The 26155-nt window shown below is 72.1% G+C and carries 20 protein-coding genes; 6 read left to right on the top strand and 14 right to left on the bottom strand.

The window, feature by feature from the left end:
* The 6 genes from K6I33_RS09160 to K6I33_RS09185 all read right to left on the bottom strand — a co-directional run.
* Positions 1-3552: beta-ketoacyl synthase N-terminal-like domain-containing protein (locus K6I33_RS09160; protein WP_229349701.1), on the bottom strand; the 3552-nt coding region annotated here is incomplete at its 3' end.
* Positions 3553-3692: 140 nt separating this feature from the next.
* Positions 3693-4250, bottom strand: a complete 558-nt coding sequence (locus K6I33_RS09165) for a hypothetical protein (RefSeq protein ID WP_229349704.1) — start codon at positions 4248-4250, stop codon at positions 3693-3695.
* A gap of 22 nt (positions 4251-4272) precedes the next feature.
* Positions 4273-5406 carry a catalase family protein gene (locus K6I33_RS09170; protein ID WP_229349706.1) on the bottom strand — a complete coding sequence of 378 codons (1134 nt, stop codon included), beginning with the start codon at positions 5404-5406 and terminating at the stop codon, positions 4273-4275.
* A 23-nt stretch (positions 5407-5429) separates the two neighbouring features.
* Positions 5430-6818: a Dyp-type peroxidase gene (locus tag K6I33_RS09175; protein ID WP_229349709.1), complete on the bottom strand. Its 1389-nt coding sequence runs from the start codon at positions 6816-6818 to the stop codon at positions 5430-5432.
* A gap of 330 nt (positions 6819-7148) precedes the next feature.
* Positions 7149-8009 carry a methyltransferase domain-containing protein gene (locus K6I33_RS09180; RefSeq protein ID WP_229349710.1) on the bottom strand — a complete coding sequence of 287 codons (861 nt, stop codon included), beginning with the start codon at positions 8007-8009 and terminating at the stop codon, positions 7149-7151.
* A gap of 93 nt (positions 8010-8102) precedes the next feature.
* Entirely contained in the window at positions 8103-8513 is a 411-nt protein-coding gene (locus K6I33_RS09185) for a DoxX family protein (RefSeq protein WP_229349712.1), read from the bottom strand.
* Positions 8514-8657: 144 nt separating this feature from the next.
* On the opposite strand from K6I33_RS09185, the gene K6I33_RS09190 reads away from it, so the two are divergent.
* Entirely contained in the window at positions 8658-9227 is a 570-nt protein-coding gene (locus K6I33_RS09190) for a hypothetical protein (protein WP_229349714.1), read from the top strand.
* 74 nt (positions 9228-9301) lie between these two features.
* Here K6I33_RS09190 and K6I33_RS09195 read toward each other — a convergent pair whose 3' ends face one another.
* Positions 9302-9517, bottom strand: coding sequence for a ferredoxin (locus tag K6I33_RS09195; protein WP_229349717.1), 216 nt, complete (start codon positions 9515-9517; stop codon positions 9302-9304).
* Positions 9518-9525: 8 nt separating this feature from the next.
* Positions 9526-10713, bottom strand: a complete 1188-nt coding sequence (locus K6I33_RS09200; protein WP_229349720.1) for a cytochrome P450 — start codon at positions 10711-10713, stop codon at positions 9526-9528.
* Positions 10714-10853: 140 nt separating this feature from the next.
* Here K6I33_RS09200 and K6I33_RS09205 point away from each other — a divergent pair, with 140 nt between their 5' ends.
* Both K6I33_RS09205 and K6I33_RS09210 read left to right on the top strand, forming a co-directional pair.
* Positions 10854-11468: a TetR/AcrR family transcriptional regulator gene (locus K6I33_RS09205; protein WP_229349722.1), complete on the top strand. Its 615-nt coding sequence runs from the start codon at positions 10854-10856 to the stop codon at positions 11466-11468.
* A 111-nt stretch (positions 11469-11579) separates the two neighbouring features.
* Complete coding sequence (locus K6I33_RS09210) at positions 11580-12152, top strand: hypothetical protein (RefSeq protein ID WP_229349727.1); 573 nt, start codon at positions 11580-11582, stop codon at positions 12150-12152.
* 7 nt (positions 12153-12159) lie between these two features.
* Here the strand turns inward: K6I33_RS09210 and K6I33_RS09215 are convergent, their stop codons facing one another.
* The 6 genes from K6I33_RS09215 to K6I33_RS09240 all read right to left on the bottom strand — a co-directional run bounded on the left by K6I33_RS09215 (position 12160) and on the right by K6I33_RS09240 (position 19318).
* Complete coding sequence (locus tag K6I33_RS09215) at positions 12160-13620, bottom strand: benzaldehyde dehydrogenase (RefSeq protein WP_229349729.1); 1461 nt, start codon at positions 13618-13620, stop codon at positions 12160-12162.
* Positions 13621-13693: 73 nt separating this feature from the next.
* Positions 13694-15340: a thiamine pyrophosphate-binding protein gene (locus tag K6I33_RS09220; protein ID WP_229349731.1), complete on the bottom strand. Its 1647-nt coding sequence runs from the start codon at positions 15338-15340 to the stop codon at positions 13694-13696.
* Positions 15337-16725 carry a (3,5-dihydroxyphenyl)acetyl-CoA 1,2-dioxygenase DpgC gene (dpgC, locus tag K6I33_RS09225; RefSeq protein ID WP_229349733.1) on the bottom strand — a complete coding sequence of 463 codons (1389 nt, stop codon included), beginning with the start codon at positions 16723-16725 and terminating at the stop codon, positions 15337-15339. The genes K6I33_RS09220 and dpgC overlap by 4 nt, the downstream gene beginning before the upstream one ends.
* Positions 16722-17498: an enoyl-CoA-hydratase DpgB gene (gene dpgB / locus K6I33_RS09230; RefSeq protein ID WP_229349736.1), complete on the bottom strand. Its 777-nt coding sequence runs from the start codon at positions 17496-17498 to the stop codon at positions 16722-16724. The genes dpgC and dpgB overlap by 4 nt, the downstream gene beginning before the upstream one ends.
* A 46-nt stretch (positions 17499-17544) precedes the next feature.
* Entirely contained in the window at positions 17545-18669 is a 1125-nt protein-coding gene (dpgA, locus tag K6I33_RS09235; RefSeq protein ID WP_229349738.1) for a 3,5-dihydroxyphenylacetyl-CoA synthase DpgA, read from the bottom strand.
* Between the two features lie 223 nt (positions 18670-18892).
* Positions 18893-19318 carry a helix-turn-helix domain-containing protein gene (locus K6I33_RS09240; protein WP_229349740.1) on the bottom strand — a complete coding sequence of 142 codons (426 nt, stop codon included), beginning with the start codon at positions 19316-19318 and terminating at the stop codon, positions 18893-18895.
* Positions 19319-19410: 92 nt separating this feature from the next.
* On the opposite strand from K6I33_RS09240, the gene K6I33_RS09245 reads away from it, so the two are divergent.
* From K6I33_RS09245 to K6I33_RS09255, 3 genes are all read left to right on the top strand, one after another.
* The gene (locus K6I33_RS09245) at positions 19411-20277 is read left to right on the top strand and encodes an NAD(P)H-binding protein (protein ID WP_229349742.1); all 867 of its coding nucleotides are present in this window, start codon (positions 19411-19413) and stop codon (positions 20275-20277) included.
* A gap of 215 nt (positions 20278-20492) precedes the next feature.
* Entirely contained in the window at positions 20493-21038 is a 546-nt protein-coding gene (locus K6I33_RS09250) for a hypothetical protein (RefSeq protein ID WP_229349744.1), read from the top strand.
* Positions 21039-21236: 198 nt separating this feature from the next.
* The coding region (locus K6I33_RS09255) for a type I polyketide synthase (RefSeq protein WP_229349746.1) at positions 21237-26155 on the top strand (4919 nt) is incomplete at its 3' end.

Here is a 26155-nt window from a genome sequence, read left to right on the forward strand (position 1 = left end):
CGCGAGCACCGCCCGCAACAGCTCGGGCAGTTCGTCGAGGGACGCCGCCACGACGGCCGCGCCGACGGGGTGCGCCCCGGCGCGCCGTGCGGCGGTCAGGGCGAGGTCGCGCAGGCGCCAGGGGCGACCGGAGCGGTCGTTGAGCTCGGTCAGCCGCAGCAGCTCGCGCGCGTCGTCCGCGCCCCGCAGGACGAGGAGTTCGGCGGGCCAGACGTCGTGGCCGCTGCGCGGTGGCGCGCCCGTGCCGTGTCCCCGTAGCACGACGTGGAAATTGGTGCCGCCGAAGCCGAAGGCGCTCACGCCCCCGACGCGCTGCCCGGCGGGCCGCGCCCACGGCAGCGGCTTGTCGTGGAAGACGAACGGGCTGCTGTCCGCGTCCCAGGCGGGGTCGGGCCGGCGCAGATGCAGGGTCGGCGGGCGTACGCCCGTGTGCACCGCGAGGGCCGTCTTGATCAGCCCGGCGAGCCCGGCGGCGCACTTGGTGTGCCCGATCTGGGACTTGACCGAGCCGACGACGCAGCTGCCCGGCGCCGCGCCGGACGCGCCGAAGACGTCGGTGAGCGCGGCGAGTTCGGTGCGGTCGCCGACGGGCGTGCCGGTGCCGTGGGCCTCGACGAGCCCCACGGCGGAAGGGGATATGCGGGCCTGTGCGTAGGCCCGCTCCAGGGCGGCCCGCTGTCCTTCCCGGCGGGGCGCCGTGAGTCCGAGCGAGCGCCCGTCGCCGCTGCTGCCCACGGACTCGATGACGGCGTAGACGCGGTCGCCGTCGCGTTCGGCGTCCGCGAGCCTTTTGAGCACGACGCAGGCGACGCCTTCGCCGAGCGCGATGCCGTCGGCCCCGGCGTCGAAGGGGCGGCACCGGCCGGTCGGCGAGAGGGCGCGCACGGAGGAGAAGAGGAGGTAGTCCTTGATGCCGTTGTGCAGGTCGGCGCCCCCGCACAGGGCGAGGTCGGCGGCGCCGCCGCGCAACTGGGCGCAGGCGGCGTCGACGGCGGCCAGGGAGGAGGCGCAGGCCGCGTCGACGGTGTAGTTGGCGCCGCCGAGGCCGAGCCGGTTCGCGATGCGCCCGGCGATGACGTTGGCGAGCATGCCGGGGAAGGTGTCCTCGGTGAGGGCGGGCAGCCGGGCGGCCAGTTCCTCGGGGAGGCGGCCGAGGTAGGACGGCAGGACGGCGCGCAGGGCGGCGGCGTCCGCGCTGTCGCTGCCGGCCTCCGCGCCGAAGATCACGCAGGTGCGGTCGCGCGGCATCGCGCGACGGTCGTAGCCGGCGTCGGCCAGGGCCCGCGCGGCGGTCTCCAGCGCGAGCAGCTGGACGGGTTCGACGGCGGGCAGGGAGGCCGGGGGGATGCCGTAACGCAGCGGGTCGAAGGGGATCTGGGGCAGGAAGCCGCCCCACTTGGACGCGGACACGTCGTGGGCGGTCGCCTGCGGCCCATGGTGGACGGAGGGGTCCCAGCGCTCGGGCGGGACCTCGGTGACGGCGTCGGTGCCGGAGAGCACGTTGCCCCAGAAGGCCGGCAGGTCGGGGGCCTGCGGGAACACACAGGCCATGCCGATGACGGCGATCCCCAGCGGTTCGGGCACCGGCTCTTCCCCGCCCGAGGGCGACGGCGTGGCCGACGGTGCCAGCGCGCGGGACCGTCGCTCGTAGAAATCCGCCGCCTCTTCCCCGACCTGGCGGTGCAGGGCGTCGACGGTGGTCGTGGCGGTGCGCAGGACGGAGACCTCGCCGGCCATGAAGAGCCCCTCGGCGAGCTGCCGTCGCTCGTCGACGTCCCGGAGGGCGTCGCCGACGCGCTCGATGCCCTTCCCCGCGATGCGCAGCCGCCCGAGGTTGAGCCGCTCCAGCTCCTCCCACGCCTGCCGGTCGGGCACGCCGAGCGTGCTCAGCTCCTCTCTGCGCGCCTCGTGGGTGCGGCAGTACGGGCTGGGCAGACAGCGGGTCGCCTGGCCGGGACCGGTGCGCAGCACGGCGGTCCGCCCGGCGGCGAGCGCCTGCCGCTGGTAGAGGGGGCGGATGGCCTGGCAGGAGACGGCTTCCTCGGTGAAGAGGTAGGCGGTGCCCATGAGCATGCCGGTGGTCGCGCCGCGCGCGCGGATCCCGGAGCCGAGCGCGGCGACCATGGCGGCCGAGCGCTCGTCGTGGATGCCGCCGGCGAAGAGCACCTCCGGCGCGGGGCGGTCCTCGTCGGCGGGCCGCGTGGCCAGGAAGTCGTCGAGGACGGCGAGCTGGGCCTCCCACAACGGGAAGCTGTTGCGCGGCCCGATGTGGCCGCCGCATTCGGCGCCCTCGAAGACGAAGCGCCGGGCCCCCGCCGCGAGGAACTGCTCCAGCAGGCCGGGCGAGGGCACGTGCAGGAACGTGCGGATGCCGTGCTCCTCCAGGTCGGCGGCCTGTGTGGGCCTGCCGCCCGCGATGATCGCGTGGGTGGGGCGCAGGTCGCGTACGGCCGCGAGCTGGGCGGCCCGGACGTCCTCGGGCGCGAAGCCGAGGACGCCGACGCCCCAGGGGCGGTCGCCGAGCGCGGCGCGGGTCCCTTCGAGCAGGGCCCTGGTGTCCTCGGGGCCGGCGAGCGCGAGGGAGAGGAACGGCAGCCCCCCGGCGTCGGCGACGGCCTTCGCGAACCGGGGCCGGTCGCTGACGCGCGTCATCGGCCCCTGGGCGACGGGCAGCTCCGTCCCGAGCGCGCGGCTCATCGGGGAGCCGGGCCGCAGCGCCTCGGGCGCGCTCCGGTCCCGGGCGGCCCGGTCGACGGCGTCCCGGACGGCTCGTACGGCGACGGCCACGGACCGGTACGTCCGTGCGAAGCGATGGGCGAGGAAGGCGTCCTGGCCGAGCGGCAGCGGCCGGTCGCGCAGGTGCGCGGGCAGGCCCGGCCGGCGCGGGTCGAGGTGGCGGTGACCGTTCTCGTGGAGGGTTTCCGTGCCGTCCAGGAAGCGCAGGGCGGCGGCGGTCGCGGGCGCGGTGTCGGCCTCGTCGAGGAGGGCGAGCTGGACGTCGAGGACCACTCCGGCGGCGCCGCCGAGGACGGCCGCGGCGGCGGTGTGCGGCCCGATGCCGCCGCAGGCCCATACGGGCACGGTGATCCGGTCGTCGCCGAGGAGCTGCTGGAGCAGGACGAACGTGGACAGCTCACCGGCCGGCCCGCCGCACTCGCCGCCCCGCGCGACGATCCCGGCCGCGCCCGCGGCCACGGCCGTACGGGCCTCGCGCAGGCTGCGCGCCTCGGCGATGACGGTGACGGTTCCGGGGCGGAACTCCCCCGGACCCAACGGGGAGCCGGGCGCGATCAGCACGTGGGACGGCCCGTCTCCGTCGAGCGTGCGGAGCTCGTCGGCCCGTAGCGGGCAGTCGGCGGGGACGCGGACGCCGAAGGCGCCGGGCGCCCAGGCGCGGGCGAGGTCCAGGGCGTCCCGGGCGGCGCCGCCCCGGCCTCCGAGGTCGACGACACCGAGCCCGCCGGCTCTGCCGACGGCGGCGGCGAGCCGCACATCCGGCTCTCCGAAGGGGCTGACTCCGATCACCACGGGCCGGACCGATGCCGCCGCCAAGGGGTGCCTCCTCGTGCTCGTGTACGCCAACACCGACGAGCTCTCTCCAACGGAGGCGCCAAGTAGAGCTTCGCCGAGGGAAGTTCACTCCTACGAGTAGCAATCCAGCCCGTCACCGATGGTCGGCACGGCGGAGGCCGTCAGCCCTGGGCGGCGTCCAGCAGGTCGTCGAACGCGGAGGCCACCGCGAGGCTCTTGGCGATTTCCCTGGGGCTGGCCTCCGGGTTGAGCCCGCCGTACCAGACGTCGGCCTGCACCTGGTACTTCGCGATGTAGGGGATCGCCCCGTCGGAGGCCAGGCCCGGGTAGCCGACCGCGACGTCGGTGAACATGTAGTCGATCCAGGGGGTGGCGAAGCGGATGACGTCGACGACGTAGGGCTTGAATTCGTCGCTGTAGGTCGCGCAGAAGAGGACCTGCCGGCCGTCGTCGACGAGCGCGACGCGCAGGTCGTGGACCGTCCCGAGGCGGTTCTCCCAATAGGGAGCCTCGATGCACGCCTTCTCGGCGCGTTCCCGGAAGACGGCGGGCCCGGTGGGCTGGATGACCGGGGCGAGCAGGGTGAACTCGGACCGGTTCACCGCTCGCAGGCCGACGCCGTCGGTCTGTGTACGGGGGTGCTGGAAGTGCTTGGCGATCTCCTCGACGGGGACGTCCGGGGAGATCGGCTGGTAGGTCGACGGGTCGAAGTCGTACATCCGGGTTCCTTTCGAGGTGGCGTCACTGCCCGTCGGGAAGCACGTCGGCCGCCGTGGCCGGTTCGGCACGGTGCTGGCCGTTCAGCTCGTGACGGAGCACGGACGAACGCCGGTACACCTCCTTGCGGACGGTCTGGATCGAGCCGATCGGTACGTGCTCCGGCGGGCAGCGCCACGGCGTGAACGAGAGCGCGTCGGCGGCGGCGAGGTTGCCTTCGCCGTCGACGTCCTGGCGGGGGAAGCGGAGTCTGGCGACCGTCACGAACGGGGACTGGTGCTCCTCCCATTCGACGGTGAGGTCGTCGACGGGCATGGTCTCCAGGGACGCGCACAGTTGCACCTGGAAGTCGAACTCGTGGGCGGACCGGGCGAGCTCGTCGACCAGGGCGGGCCGGAAGACCTCGTCCCGGCTCGTCGGGTCGAGGTCACGGGCCCGCACTCCGGCGGCCGACTCGTCCGTCGGGCGGATGCGCAGTTTGGCGATGTGGTCGCCGTGGCGCACCGCGCCCATGGAGAAGAACGAGCTGAGGAGGAGGTTCTGCCAGCGGGCCCGCGCGCCCAGCCGCAGCATCGCGCCGAGCTCGTCCCAGGCCCACTCCTCCGGCGGCAGCGTGCCGTACCCGGTCACCCAGTCGTAGTACATCCGGTGGCTGCCCCGGCGGCCGTCGAGCCGGTACTTCGGCAGGTCGATGAAGAGCTTCGCCAGGAATGTGTAGTGGGCCGCGGTGTTGCAGAAGAAGACGGGCCCGTTGATCATGTTGAAGTCCATGGTGTGGCTCGTGGCCTCGTCCGGCAGGGTGGTGGTGGATTCCACCCCGAAGACCTTGGTGGCCATGCCCACGACATTGCCGAGCATCCGGTCGGCGCCCAGGTGGGACAGCCCGTTGGAGTAGCGGACCAGCGCGTCGTGCGTCCCGGGCCTGCCGTAGACGCCCTGGGCGTACTCGGGCGGGACGCCGTCGAGGATCTCGAAGGTGCCGCGCACCAGTCCGTACGCCTTCGCGTGGGCGAAACGGACCGCGCGGTTCTCGCCTTCGCCCTCCACCGAGCCTTTCTCGAAGTCCTCGATGACGTCGATGACCTGCCGCAGGTGACGGTCGAAGTCCGGTTCCGGCGGCACGGCGTCGGGCGAGTAGCGCACAGGGACGAAGTTCATCCCGGATGGCTTCTTGGATGGCGTCACCTGTCGTCCTCCGGTGGTCTCGGCGAGGGTCGCGTGGTGGATGGGCTGCCGGCCGGGTCGGGCAGCGCGGCGAGCCACTTGAGCGCGGTGAGGCCGGGCAGGAAGCAGTACTCGCCACCGCGCACGGTCACGAACCGGGGCAGCCCGGTGAGCCGGCGGCGGACCGGCCGGGCAGGGATGGAGTGGGTACCGGTGCCGTCGTTGTCGCCGACCAGTGGGTCCCGCTCGGTGCCGAGTCCGGCGAAGTCGCCGTCGTTGAGCCACACCTGCTGTACGAACTCGAACTGCCGGGACAGGCTGGCGCCCAGGAAGACGAAGATGATCCCGCGCTCCGCGCCGTCGTCCTCGAGGACCCCTTCGGGCAGCAGCGGGCCGTACGCGGCCCCTCGTCGCAGCACACGATGGATACCGGTCTCGACCACGGTGTCCGTGAGGCTGTCCCTCGGGTTGGCGCGCCGGATGTGGGCGCCACGCGGGACGAGCAGGCCCCGTGGGTCGTCGTGGTAGCGGAAGTCGTTGTTGCGCATCGGGTCGGCGCCCAGCTCCGGATCGTCGTGGTCCGGTGCCAGCGCGAGCGGCGCACCGCTGCGCCAGCGACCGACGATCTTGGCCGCGAGCAGTTCCTCGTCCTCGGGCGAGCGGGCGTTGTCGCGCAGGTACCGGCGGAACCCGGCGACGTCGGCGTGCATCTGCCGGAAGGCCAGGTAGCAGCCGTTGCGGCCGAGCACGTCCGGGGCCGGCCCCTTCGGCGGCGTCCCCGACTCGTCCGGGTAGCCGAAGACGAACTCGCCGGGCTGGACGGCGTCCTGACCGGGCAGCGGCTGATCGGCGCTGCCCACCAGGTACGGGCTGGAGATGCCGTCCCGGAACCCGAAGTGCTCACGCCCGGTCACCGGGACCCCGACGTCGAGCCGGTAGACCGGGCTCACCCCGGCCAGCCGCCCGGCCGCCTCCACCGGCTCGCGCAGCCCCTCGGGCGTCTCCGCGATGATCATCACGCCGATGTGCACGTCCGTGCCGCCCAGCGGAGAGCGCCAGTTGCCGGGGTCATTGGCCCCGAGGTCACCGAGCACCTCCTTACGGGCGGCCATGCCGGCCCGGAACTCCTCGGAGAAGGAGGCGAGCGAGTCCTCCGGCACGCCCAGCCGGGCCAGCCCCGGGTAGGTGAAGGCGATGTTGAGGGTGAACGGGCGGGGCCGCTCCCAGTCCGCCGCGCTGGTGACCTTCGGCAGGACCTCGCACAGCGACCGCTTCGTCGCGGCCGGGTCGTCGATCCGGTACAGCAGGTAGACGCCGTGGTAGTCGTCCGGACGGCGGCGCAGCACGGTGCCCTGGATGTCGTCCAGCTCCAGGGCCGGCACCGCGCCCCGGCTGAGCCCGCTCACCCCTGCGGGTCGTACTGCCGGGCGGTGACAAACATCCGGGAGCCTCCTCCGCATTTCATAAATACGGACATACCATGCACTATGGGTGCCAGTACCGGCGGGATTCCGCTCGCCGTGTCGCGTCGGCGACCCAAGAGGGCGTTCGCGGGGGGGAGCCTGGCGGGACAAAGCCCCGGCCGGGAACCGGCCGGGGCTTCGAAGCCGCTGGAGTCAGTTGCGGGCCAGGGTGCCCAGCAGCGCGGGGCGCAGACGCATGGGGGGTTCCCTTCGGCGGTGGGCACGGGGTGAGCCATGTCCATGCTGCAGGCGCAGCTCTCCGCGCACCCGTCGTCAACGCGCGACGTCGCCACCGGGCTTCGTCGCGGTCGCGATGGCATAACCGATCCACGCAGCCCGGCCGATGTCCGTCGCGATTCCGGACAAGCCTTCAACAGTTTGCAGGAAGGCCGCATCCGCGCCGTCCTTCATGAGTTTCTCCAGGACCTTTTCGACGTCCGAGGAGAAGGCCTCCATGGTCCTGCGCACACTGTTCCCGGAGATGTCCGCCAGTTCCTCCGGCACGAGCCCCGCTCCGGAAATGAGCGCGGGATAATCGGAGAGCGCGATCACCGAGGGCGCCTGGAACAGCCTGCAGGCATTCTCCAGCAGTGATTCCTCGCCTTGCGCCAGGGGCTCCCGTACCACGAGATTACTGAGGGCGAGCCGGCCGCTCGGCCGCAGGACGCGGGCCGCCTGCGCGAGTGCTCGAGAGGCGTCGGGCATATGGAGAAGCGATTCGAACATCCAGACGCCGTCGAAGGAATCGGATGCGAAGGGCAGGTCCATGGCATCCGCCAAGCGGAAGGTCACGCGTCCGCTCAGGCCCGCCGAGGCCGCCAGCCGGCCGGCTTCGGCCACCTGCTGCCGGCTGATGCTGATGCCCACGACTTCGGCGCCGGTCCGTCGCGCCAGGTCCAGTGCGGGCCGTCCGTTGCCGCAGCCGATGTCGAGGACACGTTGGCCCGGCCCCACCGGAAGCTTGTCGATCATCTTTTCCGTCATCCGCCGGGACGGAACCGCCATGGCGCCGGGATCGTCGGCGTCCTCCCAATAGCCGAAATGAAGGCTTCCGCCCATGATCTCGCCGAAGGCGGCGCTGAGATGGTCGTAGAGCTCGCCCACGGCAGATGAACGCACGCTGCCCTTGTCCATGATTTCCCCCGTCCGAAAGGGCACTCGGTGGGGGAACTTTAGGGTATTGCCGCGACGCGGACAGGTGGACATCAGGCCATATGGCCGACGGTGTCACGGGTGCCGGGCGGAACGGCGCGCCGCCAGGGCCCTGTCCAGTGAGAGCCGGCCTCCGTTGAATCCGAGGCCGACGCTGACCACGGCCAGCACGAGCACGTACTCGTAGCCGCCCTCGCCCGCGTAGAAGCCCTTGTCCATGTGGACGGAGACGAGCGCCCCGAGCGACACCACGGCGAAGAGCAGGCCGACGAGCGGCAGGGCGAGCCCGACGATGAAGGCGACGCCGCCCGCGCATTCGACCACGATCGCGAACCAGGCCGACAGCGTCGGGAAGGGGATGTCCAGCTTGTCGAAGGTCGCGACGGTGAGGTCGACGTCCCTGACCTTGAGCCGGCCGTGGGCGATGAACGCGATTCCCACCACGACGCGGCTGATGAGCAGGGTCAGGTCTCTCACGCGGTCCATGTCGTCTCCTTGGGGGTGTGGCAGGGGTTCGGTAGGGGTTGCCCCGCGGACGCGGGGTGCACCACCTTCGGCTGTGGCGCCGCCCGATGAACACGATGGACCCAATGGCCCGTTGAAACCGTTGAAAAGGAGTGACGAGTGCCTGTGGTGAACCGACGCGTGCGCGCCGCGACGCTGGCCGCGGCGACCGCCGGATCGGCCGTCCTCGCGCTGCTGGCCCCGACGGCCGGCGCCGCCTCCGCGGCGACAGCGGCGACCGTGACGGCCGCCGCGCCCGCGAAAGCGGTGCGCGTGCTGTACACCTGCAGCTCGCCCCGGAATCCTCAACCCGAAGACCACTACCTGGACATCACGGTCACGGCCCCCCGGTTCGTGGAGCGCGGGGACGACATCGCCCTCGCGGTCTCGCTGCGCACGGTGGATCCGCCGCTGAGGAACGTCCCGGCCAGGGACATCAAGGCCCAGGTCGACATCGCCGTGGGCGGGGCCGGTCGCGGCACCGTACAAGCGACGGGGCTGACCAACACCGAGCCCGTCGAGGCGGGCAAGCAGGCGCTGCTCACGGAGGGACGTGCCACCGTGGAGGCCCAGCGCGCCGGCACCCACACCTTCAGGGCGGGTCAGCGGGTGCTGGTGCAGACGTCCGGCTACGCGGTCGACTGCGTCGCCAAGGGTGCCTCGCCGGTCGCGGCCAGGACCACGGTGCGCCGCTGACGCCTCGTCACCGTCCCGGCCGGCCGGGTGCCGTGCGTGCCCGGCCGGCCGTCGAGGCGTGCTCACCGGCGTGCTCACCGGCGGAGGCGGTCCTCGCTCTCGCGGAGCCGGATGGCGTACGAGGGGCAGATCTCCGCCGCCTCCCGTACGGCGTCGTGCCACTCGGCGGGCGGAGCCGGGTGCTTCACCCGTACCCGGCCGTCCTCGTCGCTCTGGTCGAAGACCTCCGGTGCGCTCAGCACGCACATCCCGGCCCCGCAGCAGCGCTCGACGTCCACTTCGATCCTCATGCCGGCCCCTACCAGGCGACCGGAAGGCTGTCGACGCCGTAGAACGACATGTTGTGCCGCATCGGGACGTCCTCGGCCGGCACCGCGAGGCGCAGGGTGGGGAACCGGCGGGAGAGCAGGTCGAAACCTATCCGCATCTCCACCCGGGCCAGTTGCTGGCCGATGCACTGGTGCACGCCGTGGCCGAAGCCCATGTGGCCGCTGGTGGAGCGGGTGATGTCGAGCCGGTCCGGGTCCGGGAACCGCTCGGGGTCCCGGTTGGCGGCGGAGAAGGAGATCGAGACCGTCTCCCCCGCCTTGACCACCTTGCCGTCGAGTTCGACGTCCTCGAGCGCGGCGCGCATGGTGCCGATCTGGAAGATCGTGAGGTAGCGCAGCAGTTCCTCGACGGTGTTGCCGACCAGCGAGCGGTCGGCCCGCAGCCTGGCCCACTCCTCGGGGTGGCACAGCAGCGCGAAGGCGCCGAGGGAGAGCATGTTGGCGGTGGTCTCGTGGCCGCCGGCCAGGAGCAGAAAGCCCATGCCGGTCAGTTCGGCGTCGGTCAGGTCGGTGCTCGTGGCGAGCCCGCTGAGCAGGTCGTCGCCGGGGTTCGCGCGCTTGTCCCGGATCAGGTCGGCGAAGAAGGCCTGGATCGAGGCGATGGCCGCCTTGGCGTCGTCCCCGCCGGAGCGCAGGTTGGACAGCAGGGCGAGGTCGCGCTGGAACTGCTCGCGATCGGGATAGGGGATGCCGAGCAGCTCGCACATCACCAGGGCGGGGATGGGCGCCGCGAAGGCTTCCAGCAGGTCGGCGGTGGGGCCGTGCCGCTCCATCTCGTCCAGCAGGTCCTCGGTGATGCGGGTGATCAGCGGCTCCAGCAGTTTCATCCGCTTGACCGTCAGATGCCCGGTGAGCAGGCGCCGGTAGCGGGTGTGCTCGGGCGCGTCCATGTTGGTGAACATGCCGGGCGGGGCCTTCTGCAGTTCCCGCTCGGCGTTGAGGGCGGTGCGTACGGGCATCCGCCGTAACTCGCTCCTGGCGCTGAAGCGGTCGTCGGCGAGTACCTCGCGGGCGAGGGCGTGGCTGGTCACCAGCCAGCCGAGGTGTCCGTCGGGGTAGAGCAGCCGGCTGAGCGGCTCCTTCTCCCGCAGCCGGCCCAGCTCGGCCGGGGGATCGAACGGGCAACCGCCGCGCTGCATGGGCAGGGTCCGTGTCATGGGGGCTCCTTCGCTGCGTGTCGTCGGTCTTCGTGCCGTTTCGTCGCTGCGTGCGTGGTGCGCCGACGCCATGAAACCGCATGGGCTGCAAACCTGCAACCACTGCAAGTTGGTGAGGGGGTGCAGTAGAGTCCCCCGCCATGGGAGACGACCTGGGTCTGCGAGAACGCAAGAAGCGGCGCACCCGTCTGGCGCTGGCCGAGGCCGCGTTGCGCCTCTTCGAGGAGCGCGGCTACGAACGGGTCACCGTGGCCGAGATCGCCGCCGCGGCCGATGTCGCGCCCCGCACGTTCTTCGGCTACTTCGCGAGCAAGGAGGACGTGGTCTTCATCGGCACCGCCGAGCGCGTCGAGACACTGCTGCACACCATCGCCGGACGGCGGCCGGAGGAGACCGCCGCCGACGTCCTCGAACGCGCTATCCGCAGGGTGGTCGGCGAGCTCGACGGCAGTCTGGGACTCGCCCCCGCCCGGTTGCGCCTGATCATGTCGGTGCCGTCGCTGCAGGCGCGGGCCCTCTATCTGACCGCCGTCGCCCAGCGCCGGCTGGCCGAGGCGCTGCAGCGGTCCGCTCCCGGGGAGCTGGACTTCAGCGACGCGAGCGTCATGGTCGTGCTGATGACCAGCGCGCCCCTGGCCGCGCTGGTCACGGGCCTGGTCCGCGAGGAGTCGGCGCGGCATATCCGGGCCGCGGTGGAACGGGCCATGGACATGGCCGTACACGGCCTGGGAAGCGGAGGTTCAGGGGTCGGATAGGGGTGGTCCACGCTCCTGCTCCGGCCCGCCGCTTCAGTAGGGTCCGACGCGGGCCGGTTCCCCGCGTCCGATGAACGGGCGGGGATTTCCTAGGAGTTGGGAGACGTTCCGATGGTTCGACGCCGCATCCGCACTGCCCTGCTGTCCACCGCCGTGACCGGTTCCGCGCTGGCCGTCGCGCCGCTGACGGCCACTGCGGCCTACGCCGACGACGTCCGCGTCACCTACACCTGCAGCTCGGTGATCACGCCGACACCGACCGACAGCCTGATGGAGATAGGCATCACCGCTCCCGCCGTGGTCCGGCGCGGCCAGGACATCGACCTGAAGGTCACCCTCCACACCCTCCACGGCACCATCGCCGACCGGCCCCCCTTCGACATCAAGGGCTGGGCCGACGTCACCGTCGGCGGCGCCGGCAGGGGCTCCGTACGGGCCCAGGGCCTGACCAACACCACCCCCGTCCACAAGGGCCAGGAGGTCCGGCTGACCGAGGGCAAGGCCACCGTCAAGGCCCGGCACACCGGCCGCTACACCTTCGCGCCGGGCGCCGAGGTCTATGTGAACACCTCCGACCACTCCGTGACGTGCAAGCGCAAGGGCGGCCCGACGGTCGCCGCCACCACCAGGGTGCTGCCCCGGCGGGGCGAGGCCGACGGGCTGCGGGACACCGGCCCGCGCTGACCCACGGTCAGAAGGGTGTCGTGGCCGCGGCGGAGCGCACGGTGAGCCACTGCCACTGCGTGAACTCGTCGAGGCTGTGCTCCGCCCCGTAGCGGCTGCCGTTGCCCGACGCGCCGCGGCCCCCGAAGGGCACGAAGGCGTTGTCGTTCACCGTCTGGTCGTTGACGTGCACGATGCCGGTGGCGAGCCGGCCGGCCAGCGCGAGCCCGCGCTCCGCCGAGCCGGTCTGCACGGCCGCGACCAGCCCGTACTCGGTGCGGTTGGCGACCTCGACGGCCTCGTCCTCGTCGGCGACCACCACGACCGGGGCGACCGGCCCGAAGATCTCCTCCGTGAAGGCGGGCATCCCGGGCGTGACGCCGGTCAGCACCGTCGGCCGGTAGAACAGGCCGTGGCCCGTGCCGCCGGTGCGGAGCTCGGCACCCGCGCGGACGGTGTCCCGGACGACACGGTCCACCCGCTGCCACTGGGCGCGGCTGATGAGCGGGCCGAGGGCGACGGGGCCGGTCCACGGATCACCCGTCACCAGTTTCTCCGCCCGCCGGACGAGCCGGTCGACGTAGGCGTCGGCGACCGAGGCGAGCACGATGTGGCGGCCGGCGGTCATGCACACCTGCCCCTGGTGGAAGAACGCGCTCCAGGCGCCCGCCGAACTCGCCGCGTCGATGTCGGCGTCGTCCAGGACGATGAGGGCGTTGTTGCCGCCGAGTTCGAGCGAGACGCGCTTGAGTGCCCGCCCCGCCGCCGCGCCCACCTCGCGGCCGACCGCCGTCGAACCGGTGAAGGCGATCATCGCCACATCGGGATCGGCGGTCAGCGCCGTACCCGCCTCGGCCTCACCGGGCAGCACCTGCAGCACCCCGTCCGGCAGCCCGGCCTCCGCGAGGAGCCGCGCCGGCAGGAAGCCGCCGGACACGGGGGTCCGCACGTCCGGCTTGAGGACGACGGCGTTGCCGAGGGCCAGCGCCGGAGCGACCGCGCGCATGCCCAGCAGCAGCGGAAAGTTCCACGGGCTGATCACCCCCACCACGCCGAGCGGGACCCGGCGCCCGACGCTGTGCGTACCGGGGGCTGCCGGCAGGAGACTGCCGTGCGGCCGCGTCGGCAACGACGCGGCCACCCACAGCTCGTCCAGCACCGCGCCCACCTCGGCCGAGGCCTTCTCCCGCACCGCCCCGCCCTCGCGGACCAGCCACTCCACCAGCTCCGCCGTGTGCTCCTCCAGCAGCCGCGCGGTCCGGCGCAGCACGGCGGCGCGCTCCACGGCTGGCAGGGCGGCCCAGGCGGGCCGCGCGCGGCGGGCGGTCGTCACCGCGGCGCGGACGTCCCGCGCGTCGGCGAGGCCGACGGTCGCCAGGACGGCTCCAGTGGCCGGCTCGACGACGTCGGCGGTGCCGCCGCGCGGCCGGTGCCATGTGCCGGTGAACACCTTGCCGTGCATCGAGGCGGGGTCGACCAGCCTGGTCATCGACGATCTCCTTCGGTCCTTCGGTCCGTCGGTCCGCGACGGGTGAACGAGGGGTGGGACGCGGCCGGCGCGCTCAGCGGTGCGAGGAGTGGCTGGTCACCGGGACGTCCACCAGCAGCGGACCGGACGGCAGGGCCGATTTCGCCACGGTCTCCGTCAGCCCGTCGAGGCCCTTGGCCCGTACCGCCGGCACGCCGAAGAATTCGGCGGCCTTGGTGAAGTCCAGCCGGGTGGTGGCGAGGTCGAGCCCCGGGTAGTGCCCCGTGGCGGTCGCCCGGCTCCGCCAGGCGTCCAGGGTCTCCTTGAGCGTGCGGTACTCGCCGTTGTTCATCACCACGAAGGTGGCCCGGGCCCCGTAGCGGGCCGCGCTCCACAGCCCCTGCAGGCCGAACAGGGAGCACCCGTCGCCGAGTACGGCCACCACGGGCCGCTCGGGCCGGCCCATCGCGTGGCCCACCGCCGCGCCGATCCCCGATCCCAGGCCGCCGCCCACGGTGTGGACCAGCGACCCGGGACGGTCCAGGCGCAGCACCGACCGCAGTCGTACGCCGGAGGTGATGGCCTCCTCGACCACGACGGCGTCCTCGGGCAGCCCGGCGACCACGGCGTGGACCGCGGCGAGCGGGTCGAAGGGCGCGGGCCCGTACGCGGCGAGGGCGGCCGCGTCAGCGGCGGCGCGGCGCGCCGCGTGCGACGCGGCCGCGGCCGCGATCCGTTGCCGTGCCCGCGGCACGCGCCCGGCGAGCGCTTCGGCCAGCCGGGCCAGGGTCGCCCTGATCCCTCCGGTCATGCCGAGCGCCACGGGGAAGTTCCTGCCCGGCTCGGCGGAGTCGGAGTCCAGTTGCACGACCGTCACCGAGTCCGGGACGGCGGGGCCCGGCGTGTAGTGGTGGGGCATGAACGCGTGGCAGCCGACGATGAACACCACGTCGTGCGCGGCCAGGGTCTCGCGGATGGCGGCGTTGAGCGGGGGCAGCGCCCCGGCGTGGAGGGGGTGGGTGCCGGGGAAGTCGACGCCGTCGTGCATCGGCTGGTGGTGGACGACCGCGCCGAGGGCCTCGGCGACGGCCACCAGTTCGGCCACGGCACCGTCGCGGCCGACGCCGTCCCCGGCCACGATCGCCGGCCGTCGCGCGCCGGCGAGCAGGCGCGCGGCCTCGGCGACCCCACCGGCGACGCCCGGAGGGGCCAGGGTCGAGCGGGCCGGCAGGGTGACGTCGGTGTCCTCGGCGAGGAGGTCCATGGGCACCGACAGGAAGACCGGTCCGGCCGGTGGCCGGACGGCCAGCTGGAACGCCCGTCGCAGCAGGACGGGCAGGTCGTGGGCGTGCTGGACGTCGAAGGTGTGCTTGACCGCCGCCCGTGCCAGCCCCACCAGGTCGCCGCTGAGCATCGGGTCCTGGACGAGGTGGCGGCGGTCCTGCTGTCCGGCGGTGACGACGAGGGGGGTGCGCGAGCGGCTCGCGTTGAGCAGTCCGACGAGGCCGTTGGCCAGCCCCGCGGCCACGTGGAGGCTGACGAACGCGGGCCGGCCGGTGGCGCGGGCGTACCCGTCGGCCATGGCCACCACGGAGCCCTCGTGGACCCCCAGCACGTACTCGATGTCCGCCGCGCCGGCCAAGGCGTCCAGGAAGGGCAGTTCGGTGGTCCCGGGGTTGCCGAAGACCTTGGTCACCCCCTCCTCGCGCAGCACCCGCAGCAGCGCGTCGACCGGCCTCATCCGCCGGCCTCCTCGCCCAGCGGTCCGCCGCGCGCGGAGAAGCGGCCGACCTTGTCGAAGACGTCCTGGCTGTACAGCCGCAGCGCCTGGGCGAGGGCGAACTCCGCCATGTACGCGCGGAACCGGTCCGGCGGCTCCTCGGCCAGGTTGAGCATGCGGCGGTTGGCCACCACCGCCGGGCCGGACAGCCGGGCCGCGGCGTCGGCCACGGCGGCGTCCATGTCCTGCGGGTCGACCACGTCGTCGCAGATCAGCCGGCCCTCGGGTGCGTCCGCCCGGATCGTGCGTCCCCACAGGATGACCTGCTTCGAGAGCCTGCCACCGGTCAGCCGGCCCAGCCGGAAGTTACCGGCGCCGGGCACGATGCCCTCCTGCGCGGCGGGGAGGCTGAAGTAGGCGTCCGCGCCCGCCACCACCCGGTCGAAGACCAGGAGCAGTTGCATGCCGCCGCCGATGGCGAAGGTGTCCACGCCCGCGACCCATGGTTTCTCCAGGGTCCGGTGGGGCCAGGTGAGCGGATCGTCGTCGAGCAGCAGACCGCGCACGAGCTTGTTGATGAAGCCCAGTTCCCGGCGGAGCAGGAAGTCCAGGTACGAGATCCTGCCCTGGTGGAGGTGTTTGAGGTTGATGCCGGCGCTGAACACCCGCTTGCCCCGGTAGCGGGGGTGCGTCATGGGCGCTCCGCGCAGTACGCCCACCCGCACCCCGTCGTCGAGCAGGGCCAGGTCGACGGCGGTCTCCAGGTCCTCGGTGAGCGTGTTGTCCTCGGCGTTGAGGCAGTGGAGGTTGGCCAGGGTCACCACGGCCGCGTCCCCGTCCCGCTCGACGCGCACCGAGCCGAGGTCCAGGGAGCCGGAGCGACGGAAGCCGGGCAGCAGGTCGAGGGCGCGGTCGGTCGGGCGCAGCATCGAGTCGGTCAGGTGCGAGCCGGCGTCGGGCAGCCGCAGCATCTCCTGGAAGAAGATGCCCTGGTCGATCTCCCTGCCTTCCTTGCCGGCCTGGACGTGCTCGAGCTCCCCGTCCATCTGCCGCCGGGTCGGCAGCAGGCCGGGGAAGGCTTCGGCGCCGGTGTAGGCCAGCTCCGGCAGTCTGGGCCGCCGCGTCCGGCCGGAGGTCAGCTCGTCGTAGACGGCGGTGGCGTGCGCGCGCAGGAAGCGGGAGCGGGACCAGCGGGAGACGCGGTGCACCGTGTCCGCGAGTCGCCGCTGTTCCGGGGTGCGCTCCGGCTTCGGGGGCAGGGTGGCAAGCAGGTCCTCGCCGGAGCGGCAGCAGTCGTGCAGCGCGGCCGCGTCGGGGGCCAGGACGCCGGTGAGCGGCGGAATCTTGACATCCCACCGGTCGTGCTCGACGTGGACCGGTCCGGCCGGCGGCTGGTGGCCGGTCATGAGGCGGCCGCGGGCTCGGCGTGGTCCCGCCCCCTGCGCAGGGTCCGGTCACAGGCGGCGAGGTGGGTGCCCAGCGCGTCCTCGAAGCTCGTCGTGGTCGCGTCGAACAACAGCCGTCGCCGGACGGCCAGTTCGGCGGTGCTCAAGCCGCGCGCCAGCGTGGTCCTGGCCGCGGCCGCGCCCATGGCGTCGTCGGCTATCTCGTCGACGAGACCGAGCCGGGCCGCTTCGGCCGCGTCGGCCTCGGCGCCGAACAGCACCAGTCGCCGGGCGCGGGCCACCCCCAGCTGGTTGGCCAGTCGGTGCAGGGCCATGCCCGGCCAGGGCTCGCCTCCGGTCGTGCCCAGTGCCAGCCGGAGGGCGGGCGTGCCGATCCGGTAGTCGCACGACAGCAGCACTTCCAGGGCGGGCCCGGTGCACCGGCCGTCGGCCACCGCTATGGTCACGGCGCTCAGCCGCTCCAGCCGGCGCAGGGCGCGTTCCCACTTGTTCACCAGATGGACGCCCGTCCCGCCCGGCCACTGCCGCGGCGTCGCCGGTCCGCCGGTCAGACGCAGGACGACCGCCGGGTTCGCGGCGGTCCCGGCCTCGACGCGGTCGCACAACGCGCCCACTTCGGCGATCAGCGCTTCCGACAGCGGCCGGCCGCTGTCGACATCGAGGCCGTCGACAGCGAGGCCGTCGGCGCCAAGGCCGTCGACGCCGGGATCAGCGCTGTCAGAAAGATCGGCTCGGTTCCCGGAAGAACCGGGCCCGGTATTGCTCGGAGACACACCCACACCGCCTTGCTCAGCCGTCAGTGCTGTCTTCAGCTCTGGTTCAGTAGCGGACAAGAGCCGTCTCGATGGTCGAGCCGGGCCCCATGGTCATGAAGATTCCGTAGTCGCCGGCCCGGACCACCTCCTCCTCGAGCAGTCGCCCGTAGGAGAAGAGAAAGGACCCGCTGGAGAGATTGCCGTAGTCCCGCAGGACTCCGGTCGTGTGGCGCACGTCGTGACGGGTCAGGCCGAGGTTCACCATCACCGAGTCGATGACCTTCTTGCCGCCGGAGTGCACGATCCAGTGCGCCACGTCACTGCGGCGCAGACCGGTGCCGGACAGCAGCCGGTCCACCACGCTCTCGGCGTGCGCGCCGACGACATAGGGCACGTCACGGTCGAGGAAGAAGCTGAACTTGCCCTCCTCGTCGTCCCAGTCGTAGCGCATCGCCTCGATCGCTTCGGGGATGACGCAGCTGGCGAACTTCAGCACCGACGGACCGGACCGGTCGGTGTCCGTGCCGGTGCCGGTGTCCGTGCCGGTTTCGCCGTCGGCGTCCGCGACCAGGGCGACCGCGGCGGCCCCGTCGCCGAACAGGCTGTTCACCACGGAGGTCCGCATCGTGCCGTCGAAGACGTAGGCCGCGGAGCACGCCTCGACGCAGACCATGACGGCCAGCTCTCCCGGATGCGCGCCGGCCCAGCCCGCCACCGCGCCCAGGCCGTTCAGCCCGGCGTTGCAGCCCATGCCGACCACGTCGAGCCTGCTCGTGTGGTGCTGCAGGCCGAGTTCCTTGATCAGCCGTGCGCTGAGGCCCGGGGTCAGGAAGCCGGTGGAGGTGACGCAGCACAGGTAGCGCACGTCTTCGAGGGACGCGTCCGCCTCCTTGAGGCACGACTGCAGGGCGCGCGCCCCCATGTCGATGCCGTGTTCCCGGTGCTTCCGGAGCAACTCGCCCTGGGATTCCATGTGGCGCGTGCCGTCCGGGAGTTCGGGCGGCAGGGTGAGGAATCGGCGTTCGATCGCGCTGTTGAGAAAGACCGACCGGATCCGCGGATCCTCGATGGAGAAGATGTCCAGCAACTCCTGCTGTGAATAGGAGAATGCCGGTACGGCCGTGCCGAGGCCCACGATCCGCGCCATGGTGCGGGCCGTGGTGCGGACCGGCGATAATGTCTGTGTCATCTGTCCACCCCAGGTGATGGGTCGCCCAGGTCGTCGGTGCCAGGTAATCGGAGCCTGCCCGGTGGGCGAAGTGGTGGCGAAGTGGTGCCCGATGGCGCTGACCACGTTCGATTCGCACCATACTCCGATGCCCGGCGAGCCGGTCCTGGACCCGCTGTGAACTCGTTCACCACAGGGTCGGACAGGGGTTTGTAGGGGGAGGTAAGGGGGAGGCCGGGGAAGGTTAGGGGTTCACCGGCCCGTCGGCACCGTCGTACCGGTCCCGCGCCGCGCCGATTTCCGTATCGTGCGCGGCCGCCCATTCGGCGACCGCCGAAATCGGGACGAGAAAAGTGCGGCCGAGATCCGTCAGCGCGTACTCCACGCCCGGCGGCACACTGGGATGGACGGTCCGCGACACGAAGCCGTCACGCTCCAGCGAGCGCAGGGTCAGGGTGAGCATCCGCTGGCTGATGCCCTCGATGGCGCGGTGCAGTTCGTTGAAGCGGTAGCTGCGCCTGCCGAGCAGCATCACGATGAGCACGCTCCACCGGTCGCCCACCCGGCGCAGGACGTCCGTGGCCGGACACGCCCGGTGGTCGTCGATACCGATGGGCAGGGGGATGTCCGCGCGGATCACCACGGGCACCTCGGTGTCACCTACTGACATGAATGTGCCTCCTTTCGGGCCGGGGAAAGGCCGCTGACAATCGGGGAGTCGGCCGGTGGCCGACCGCATTCGTACTGACTCGAGGAGTTCGCATGTTCGTGGTGACCGGGGCCTCCGGCAAGCTGGGGCGGCTCGCCGTCCAGCACCTCATCGAGCGCGTCGACGCGTCGCGGGTCGTGGCGCTCACGCGCACCCCGGACAAGATCGCCGATCTCGGGGTGCGGGTGCGGGCCGCCGACTTCGGCGACGCCGATTCGCTGGTCTCCGCGTTCGACGGCGCCGAGCGGGTGCTGATCGTCAGCACGGACGCCATGGGACAGCGGGTCCAGCAGCACACCAACGCCATCAACGCTGCCGCCAAGGCGGGGGTCGGTCATGTGCTGTACACCTCGCTGACTCGGGCGGGCGAACCGGGCAACCCGCTCGTGCTCGTGCCCGAACACCGGGAGACCGAGCGCGTCCTGACCCAGTCGGGTCTGGAATTCACCGTCCTCCGCAACAATATCTACCCCGACATGCTGCTGATGCTGGCACCGCTCAACGAAGCGGTGCGCACCGGCGTGCTGGGCGGCGGCAACGGCGAGGGCCACGTCTCCTACATCACCCGCTCCGACTGCGCGGCCGCGGCCGCGGCCGTCCTCGCGGAGGGCGGGCACACGGGCCAGTTCCTGGAGATCACCGGCCCGGAGGCGGTGGACTACGCGGGCGTCGCGGCAGCGCTGGGCGAGGCCACCGGCCGCGCGGTGCGCTTCGAGAAGCAGACCGAGGAGGAGGCCTCCGCCGCGTACGCCGCGCGCGGCGTCGAGCCCGCGATGATCGCCGCCGCCACCCAGTTCTGGGGCAGTGTGTCCGAGGGCTGGCTGGACGTCACCACACACGCGGTCGAGCGCCTCACCGGCCGGCGGCCCGCCTCGCTGGCGGAGTTCTTCGCCACCCAGCGCGAGGCCCTGCTGGGCTAGCCGGCACCGTCTCCCGACCCCGTCCCCCGCCGCCGAGGGCCGCGGCCTGTTCCCCCGCAGGCCGCGGCCCTCGGCCTGCCGTCCGCTCGGGCCGGGGCATGTAGGGGCCGGTTAGGGGTTCCCCCGGAGGCGTCGGCGTGACTAGTTTCGTCCGGGCAGCCGGCGCCGCACACTCGCACATACCGGAGCTATTCCGGTCGATGAAGAGGACGTTCATGAAGCGGTCCCGAGTCCGCGCCGCGACACTGACAGCCGCGGCCGTCTCCATCACCCTGATCGGCACGCAGGCCGCGGCATCCGCCGAGAACTGCGACAGTACGCAGATCAGCGGCACCGTCACCGTCGAGTACCACTGCGTCGAACCACCCTATCCCGAGGCCGACTCGACGATGAAGGTGACCTTCTCCGCGCCGCCCTTCGCAGTCAAGGGCAGCGACATCAAGGTCAACGCGACCGTGCAGTCGACCACGGGCGTGCCGTTGGACATCCCGGCCAACGGCGTGAACGGCAAGGTCGGGGTCGTCTACGGCGGGGCGTTCTCCGGTTCGACGGACGCCACCGGCCTGACCACCGCCAACCGGATACCCAAGGGCCAACCGCTGACCCTCACCGGAGGAACCACGAAGGTCAAGGCCACCGCGGCCGGCGTCGTGACCTTCACGCCCGGAAAGCTGGAAACCCTCAACTGGCTGGGCAACCACCTGGTCTGCACGCCCAAGACCACCCCGGCCGTGGCGGTCAGAACGCTGGTGGCCGGCTGAGCCGTACGGACAACGACAGGGGCGGGCGACGGAATCGTCCGCCCCTTTGTCCTGCCCGGCCACGGGCCGTCTCACGTTCCGCGCGATAGGGGTGTGCGGTAAGGGAAGAGTAGGGGTTTTGCCCGGGCCGCCCGGACACTAGTTTCGGCGCTGGACCGGTGTCCCGATAACCCCGCCCGCCTCTTAGTTAGGTGTGGAATGTCGAACGAAGAAAAGGTCGTCGCCTACCTCAAGAAAGTCACGGCCGATCTGCGCCGGGCCCGGTTCCGGGTACGGGAACTCGAAGAGGAGCGGCGCGAGCCCGTCGCTGTCGTCGGAATGGGCTGCCGTTTCGCCGGTGGCGTGGAATCCCCCGGCGAATTGTGGCGCCTGCTGATGTCCGGGCGGGACGCGGTGTCGGGATTCCCGACCGACCGCGGCTGGGACGTCGACGCGCTCTACGACCCCGACCCGGAACGGCCGGGCACCTCGTACACGCGCGAGGGCGGATTCCTCCACGCGGCGAGTGAGTTCGACGCCGGGTTCTTCGGCATTTCGCCCCGCGAGGCACTGGCGATGGACCCGCAGCAGCGGCTGCTCCTGGAGACGTCGTGGGAAGCCTTCGAAGGGGCCGGCATCGATCCGGCGGCGTTACGGGGCAGCCGGACCGGCGTGTTCCTGGGAAGCAACAGCCAGGACTACGCCACGCTCGCCACACACGCCACGGAGGATCTCCAGGGGCACATCGGCACCGGCACCGCCGCGAGCGTGGTGTCGGGCCGGATCGCCTACACCTTCGGGCTCGAGGGCCCCGCGGTCACGGTGGACACGGCATGCTCGTCGTCGCTGGTAGCACTGCACCTGGCGGCCCAGGCGCTGCGCCAGGGCGAGTGCTCGATGGCGGTGGCGGGCGGGGCGACCGTCATGTCGACCCCGGGGGCGTTCCTGGAGTTCAGCCGCCAGCGCGGCCTGGCGCCGGACGGCCGGTGCAAGGCCTTCGCGGCCGGAGCCGACGGCACGGGCTGGGGCGAGGGCGTCGGCGTCCTGCTGCTGGAGCGGCTCTCGGACGCACGACGCAACGGCCACCAAGTACTGGCCGTCGTACGGGGCTCGGCGATCAACCAGGACGGTGCCAGCAGTGGCCTGACCGCCCCCAACGGCCCGTCGCAACAGCGCGTCATCCGCGAGGCCTTGAGCAACGCCGGCGTAGCGGCCGACGAGGTGGACGCGGTGGAGGCGCACGGTACGGGGACGACGCTGGGCGACCCGATCGAGGCGCAGGCGCTGCTCGCCACCTACGGCAAGGACCGGCCGGGCGACCGGCCGCTGTGGCTCGGGTCGATCAAGTCGAACATCGGCCACACGCAGGCGGCGGCCGGTGTCGCAGGTGTGATCAAGATGGTGCTCGCCATGCGGCACGGGGTGCTCCCGCGCACGCTGCACGTGGACGAGCCCTCGTCGCACGTGGACTGGTCGGCCGGAGCGGTGGAGCTGCTGACCGAGGGACGGTCGTGGGAGCGCAAGGGCCACCCGCGCCGGGCCGGCGTGTCCTCGTTCGGCATGAGCGGCACCAACGCCCATGTGATCCTCGAGGAAGCGTCCGTCGAGGATGACGAAGATGCCGTCGTACCTACGGGAACGAGCACGGGCACGGGCACGGACGAGGCCGGCGACAGCGCGGTGGTGGCCGTGCCGTGGACGCTCTCCGCCAAGTCTCCCGAGGCGCTGCGTGCGCAGGCCCGGCGGTTGCTGACGTACCTGGACGACGACCGGCCGGAGCGAGCGGGCTCACTTGTCGACGTCGGACACTCGCTGGCGACGACGCGGGCGACGCTCACCCGGCGCGCGGTCGTGGTCGGACGGGATCGGATCACCCTCCGGCAGGGCCTGGAGGCGCTGGCACGCGGCGAATCGGCAGCGAATGTCGTCGAAGGCAACGCGACAGTTGGCGTGGACAAGGTGGCCTTTGTGTTCCCGGGGCAGGGTGCGCAGTGGGTGGGCATGGCGGTGGAACTGCTGGATTCCTCGCCCGTCTTCGCCGACCGGATGCGTGAGTGTGCGGCAGCACTATCGCCCTACGTGGACTGGTCGTTGCTCGACGTTCTGCGCGGTACGGAAGGGGCACCCTCGCTGGACCGGGTGGATGTGGTGCAGCCCGTGCTGTTCGCGGTCATGGTCTCACTCGCGGAACTCTGGCGATCCTTCGGCGTCCGGCCGGCCGCGGTGATCGGCCACAGTCAGGGCGAGATCGCGGCAGCATGCGTCGCCGGAGCGCTCTCCCTCGACGACGCCGCACGTGTTGTCGCCCTGCGCAGCCAGGCCATTCTCCAGCTCTCCGGCGCCGGCGGCATGGTCTCCATCGCCCTCCCCGCCGAGCAGGTGCGGAAGCGGATCGAGCCGTGGGGCGGGCGCATCTCCATCGCCGCCGTCAACGGCCCCTCGGCCACCGTCGTATCGGGTGAACCACAAGCCCTGGACGAACTCGTCACGGCCTGCGAGACGGACGGCTTCCGGGCCCGGAAGATCCCGGTCGACTACGCCTCCCACTCCGCCCAGGTCGAAACCATCCGCGAACGCCTCCTCGCCCTCGCCGCACCCCTCACCCCCCGGCCCGCCGGCATCCCGTTCCACTCGACGGTGACCGGCCGGGCCATGGACACCACCGCCCTCGACGGCGAGTACTGGTACCGCAACCTCCGGCACACCGTCGAGTTCGAGCAGTCCGTCCGCGGCCTCATCGACGACGGCTTCACCGCCTTCGTCGAGATCAGCCCCCACCCGGTGCTGACCATGGCCGTGCAGGAGACCGCCGAGGACACCGGGGCGACCGTGGCCGTGGTCGGCTCGATACGCCGCGACGAAGGCGGGCTGTCGCGCTTCCTGACGTCATTGGCCGAAGCGTACGTCCGGGGCGTCACCGTCGACTGGTCCCCCGCCCTCGCCGGAGGCCACCGCGTCGAGCTGCCCACCTACGCTTTCCAACGCCAACGCTTCTGGGCCGAACAACTGACGTCCGGGGCCGATGTGACCTCGGCCGGTCTGGGAGCACCGGACCACCCCCTGCTGGGGGCAGCGGTACCGTTGGCCGACGGTGACGGAGTCGTCCTCACCGGCCGACTGTCCCTGCGAACCCACCCCTGGCTCGCCGACCACACCGTCCACGGCACGGTCCTCCTCCCCGGCACGGCATTCGTCGAACTGCTCGTGCGGGCCGGGGACGAAGTCGGCTTCGACCTGATCGAGGAGCTCACTCTCGAGACACCGCTGGTGCTTCCTGTCACCGGCACGGTGCAGATCCAGGTTCGCGTGCGGGCCGAGCAGGAGCCGGGGCGCCGTCCCCTGGCCGTGTACGCGCGTACCGACGACGACGCGCCGTGGACGCGTCACGCCGACGGCACGCTGGGCCGGGGAGGCAGCGCGGAGGAGTTCCCGCCGGAGCCATGGCCTCCGGCCGGGTCCACGGCGATCGATGTCGCGAACGTCTACCGGGACCTCGCGGAGCGCGGGCTCGACTACGGGCCGCTGTTCCGCGGCCTGCGGGCGGCCTGGCGGCACGGTGACGAGGTGTACGCCGAGGTGGCACTGCCCGAGGAGGCGGGGGCCGAGGCCGCGCGGTTCGCCCTGCATCCCGCGCTGCTCGACGCCGCCCTGCACGGCTTGGGCCTGGGCACACTGCTGGAGGAGAGCACCGGCGGACAACTGCCCTTCTCCTGGACCGGAGTATCCCTGCACGCGACGGGTGCGACGGCGTTGCGGGTACGGCTGACCGCGACGGATTCCGGTGCGGTGTCGGTGCGGGTGGCCGATGACACGGGTGCGCCGGTGGCCGAGGTGGAATCACTGGTACTGCGGCCGATACCGGACGGACAGCTGACCGCCGGCGGCGACGGCGGGGCCCGGGACGGGCTGTTCCGGGTGGAGTGGGTACCGGTCGACGTGGTCACCCCGCATTCCGGGCAGGGGCGTTGGGCCGTCGTCGGTCCGGACCAGCTCGGCCTGGCTGCCACCCTCGGCCCGTCCGTCGAGACGGCCCGGTCCTTGACGGACCTGGCGGCGCCCGACACCGACGTGCCGGACACCGTACTGGTCACAGCGGTAGCCGACTCCCGCGACGACGGCGGCGCGGCCTCGGTACGTACCGCGACGGTCCGGATCTTGGAACTGCTGCAGACATGGCTGGCGGAGGAACGGTTCACCGACGCACGACTCGTCGTCGTCACCCAAGGCGCAGTGGCCCTGGCAGACGGCGACGACGCCACGGACCTCACACACTCCGCCGTCTGGGGCCTCGTACGCTCCGCGCAGACGGAGAACCCCGGCCGCTTCGTCCTCCTCGACCTCGACGAACCCGCATCAGCGGCACTCCTCCCCCACGCCCTGACCACGGAGGAACCTCAACTCGCCGTACGGGGCGGGGAGCTCCGGGCGCCACGGCTGGTGAGGGCGATCGATACGGAAACCCTGGTGACTCCGGCCGCCGCGTCGTTCTGGCGGCTGGAGGCGGGGACGCGTGACACCCTCGAGGAACTGCGGTTCGAGACGAACACCGAGGCCGGTGCCGCGCTGGGCACCGGAGAAGTACGGGTCGCGATCCGGGCGGCCGGGGTGAACTTCCGCGACGTACTGATCTCCCTCGGCATGTACCCCGACAAAGCCCTGCTGGGCAGCGAGGCCGCCGGCGAAGTGATCGAGGTGGGCCCGGGAGTGGACACCCTCGCTCCGGGCGACCGCGTGATGGGCCTTTTCACCGGGGCCTTCGGCCCTGTGGCCGTCACGGACCACAGGATGCTGGTCCGCGTGCCGGACGAGTGGTCGTTCACGCGGGCGGCGTCGGTGCCCATCGCATTCCTCACCGCGTTCTACGCCCTACGAGACCTGGCCGACCTCCGCACAGGCGAAACCGTACTCATCCACTCCGCGGCCGGCGGCGTCGGAATGGCAGCCACCCAACTCGCCCAACACTGGGGCGCCGAAATCTTCGGAACCGCCAGCCCCTCCAAGTGGGACACCGTCCGCTCACTCGGCCTCGACGACAACCACATCGCCTCATCCCGAAACCTGGAATTCGAAAAACAATTCCCCAACATCGACGTCGTCCTCAACAGCCTGGCCCGGGAATTCACCGACGCCTCCCTACG

The organism is Streptomyces sp. UNOB3_S3 (genome assembly GCF_020740895.1).
Lineage (GTDB): Bacteria > Actinomycetota > Actinomycetes > Streptomycetales > Streptomycetaceae > Streptomyces.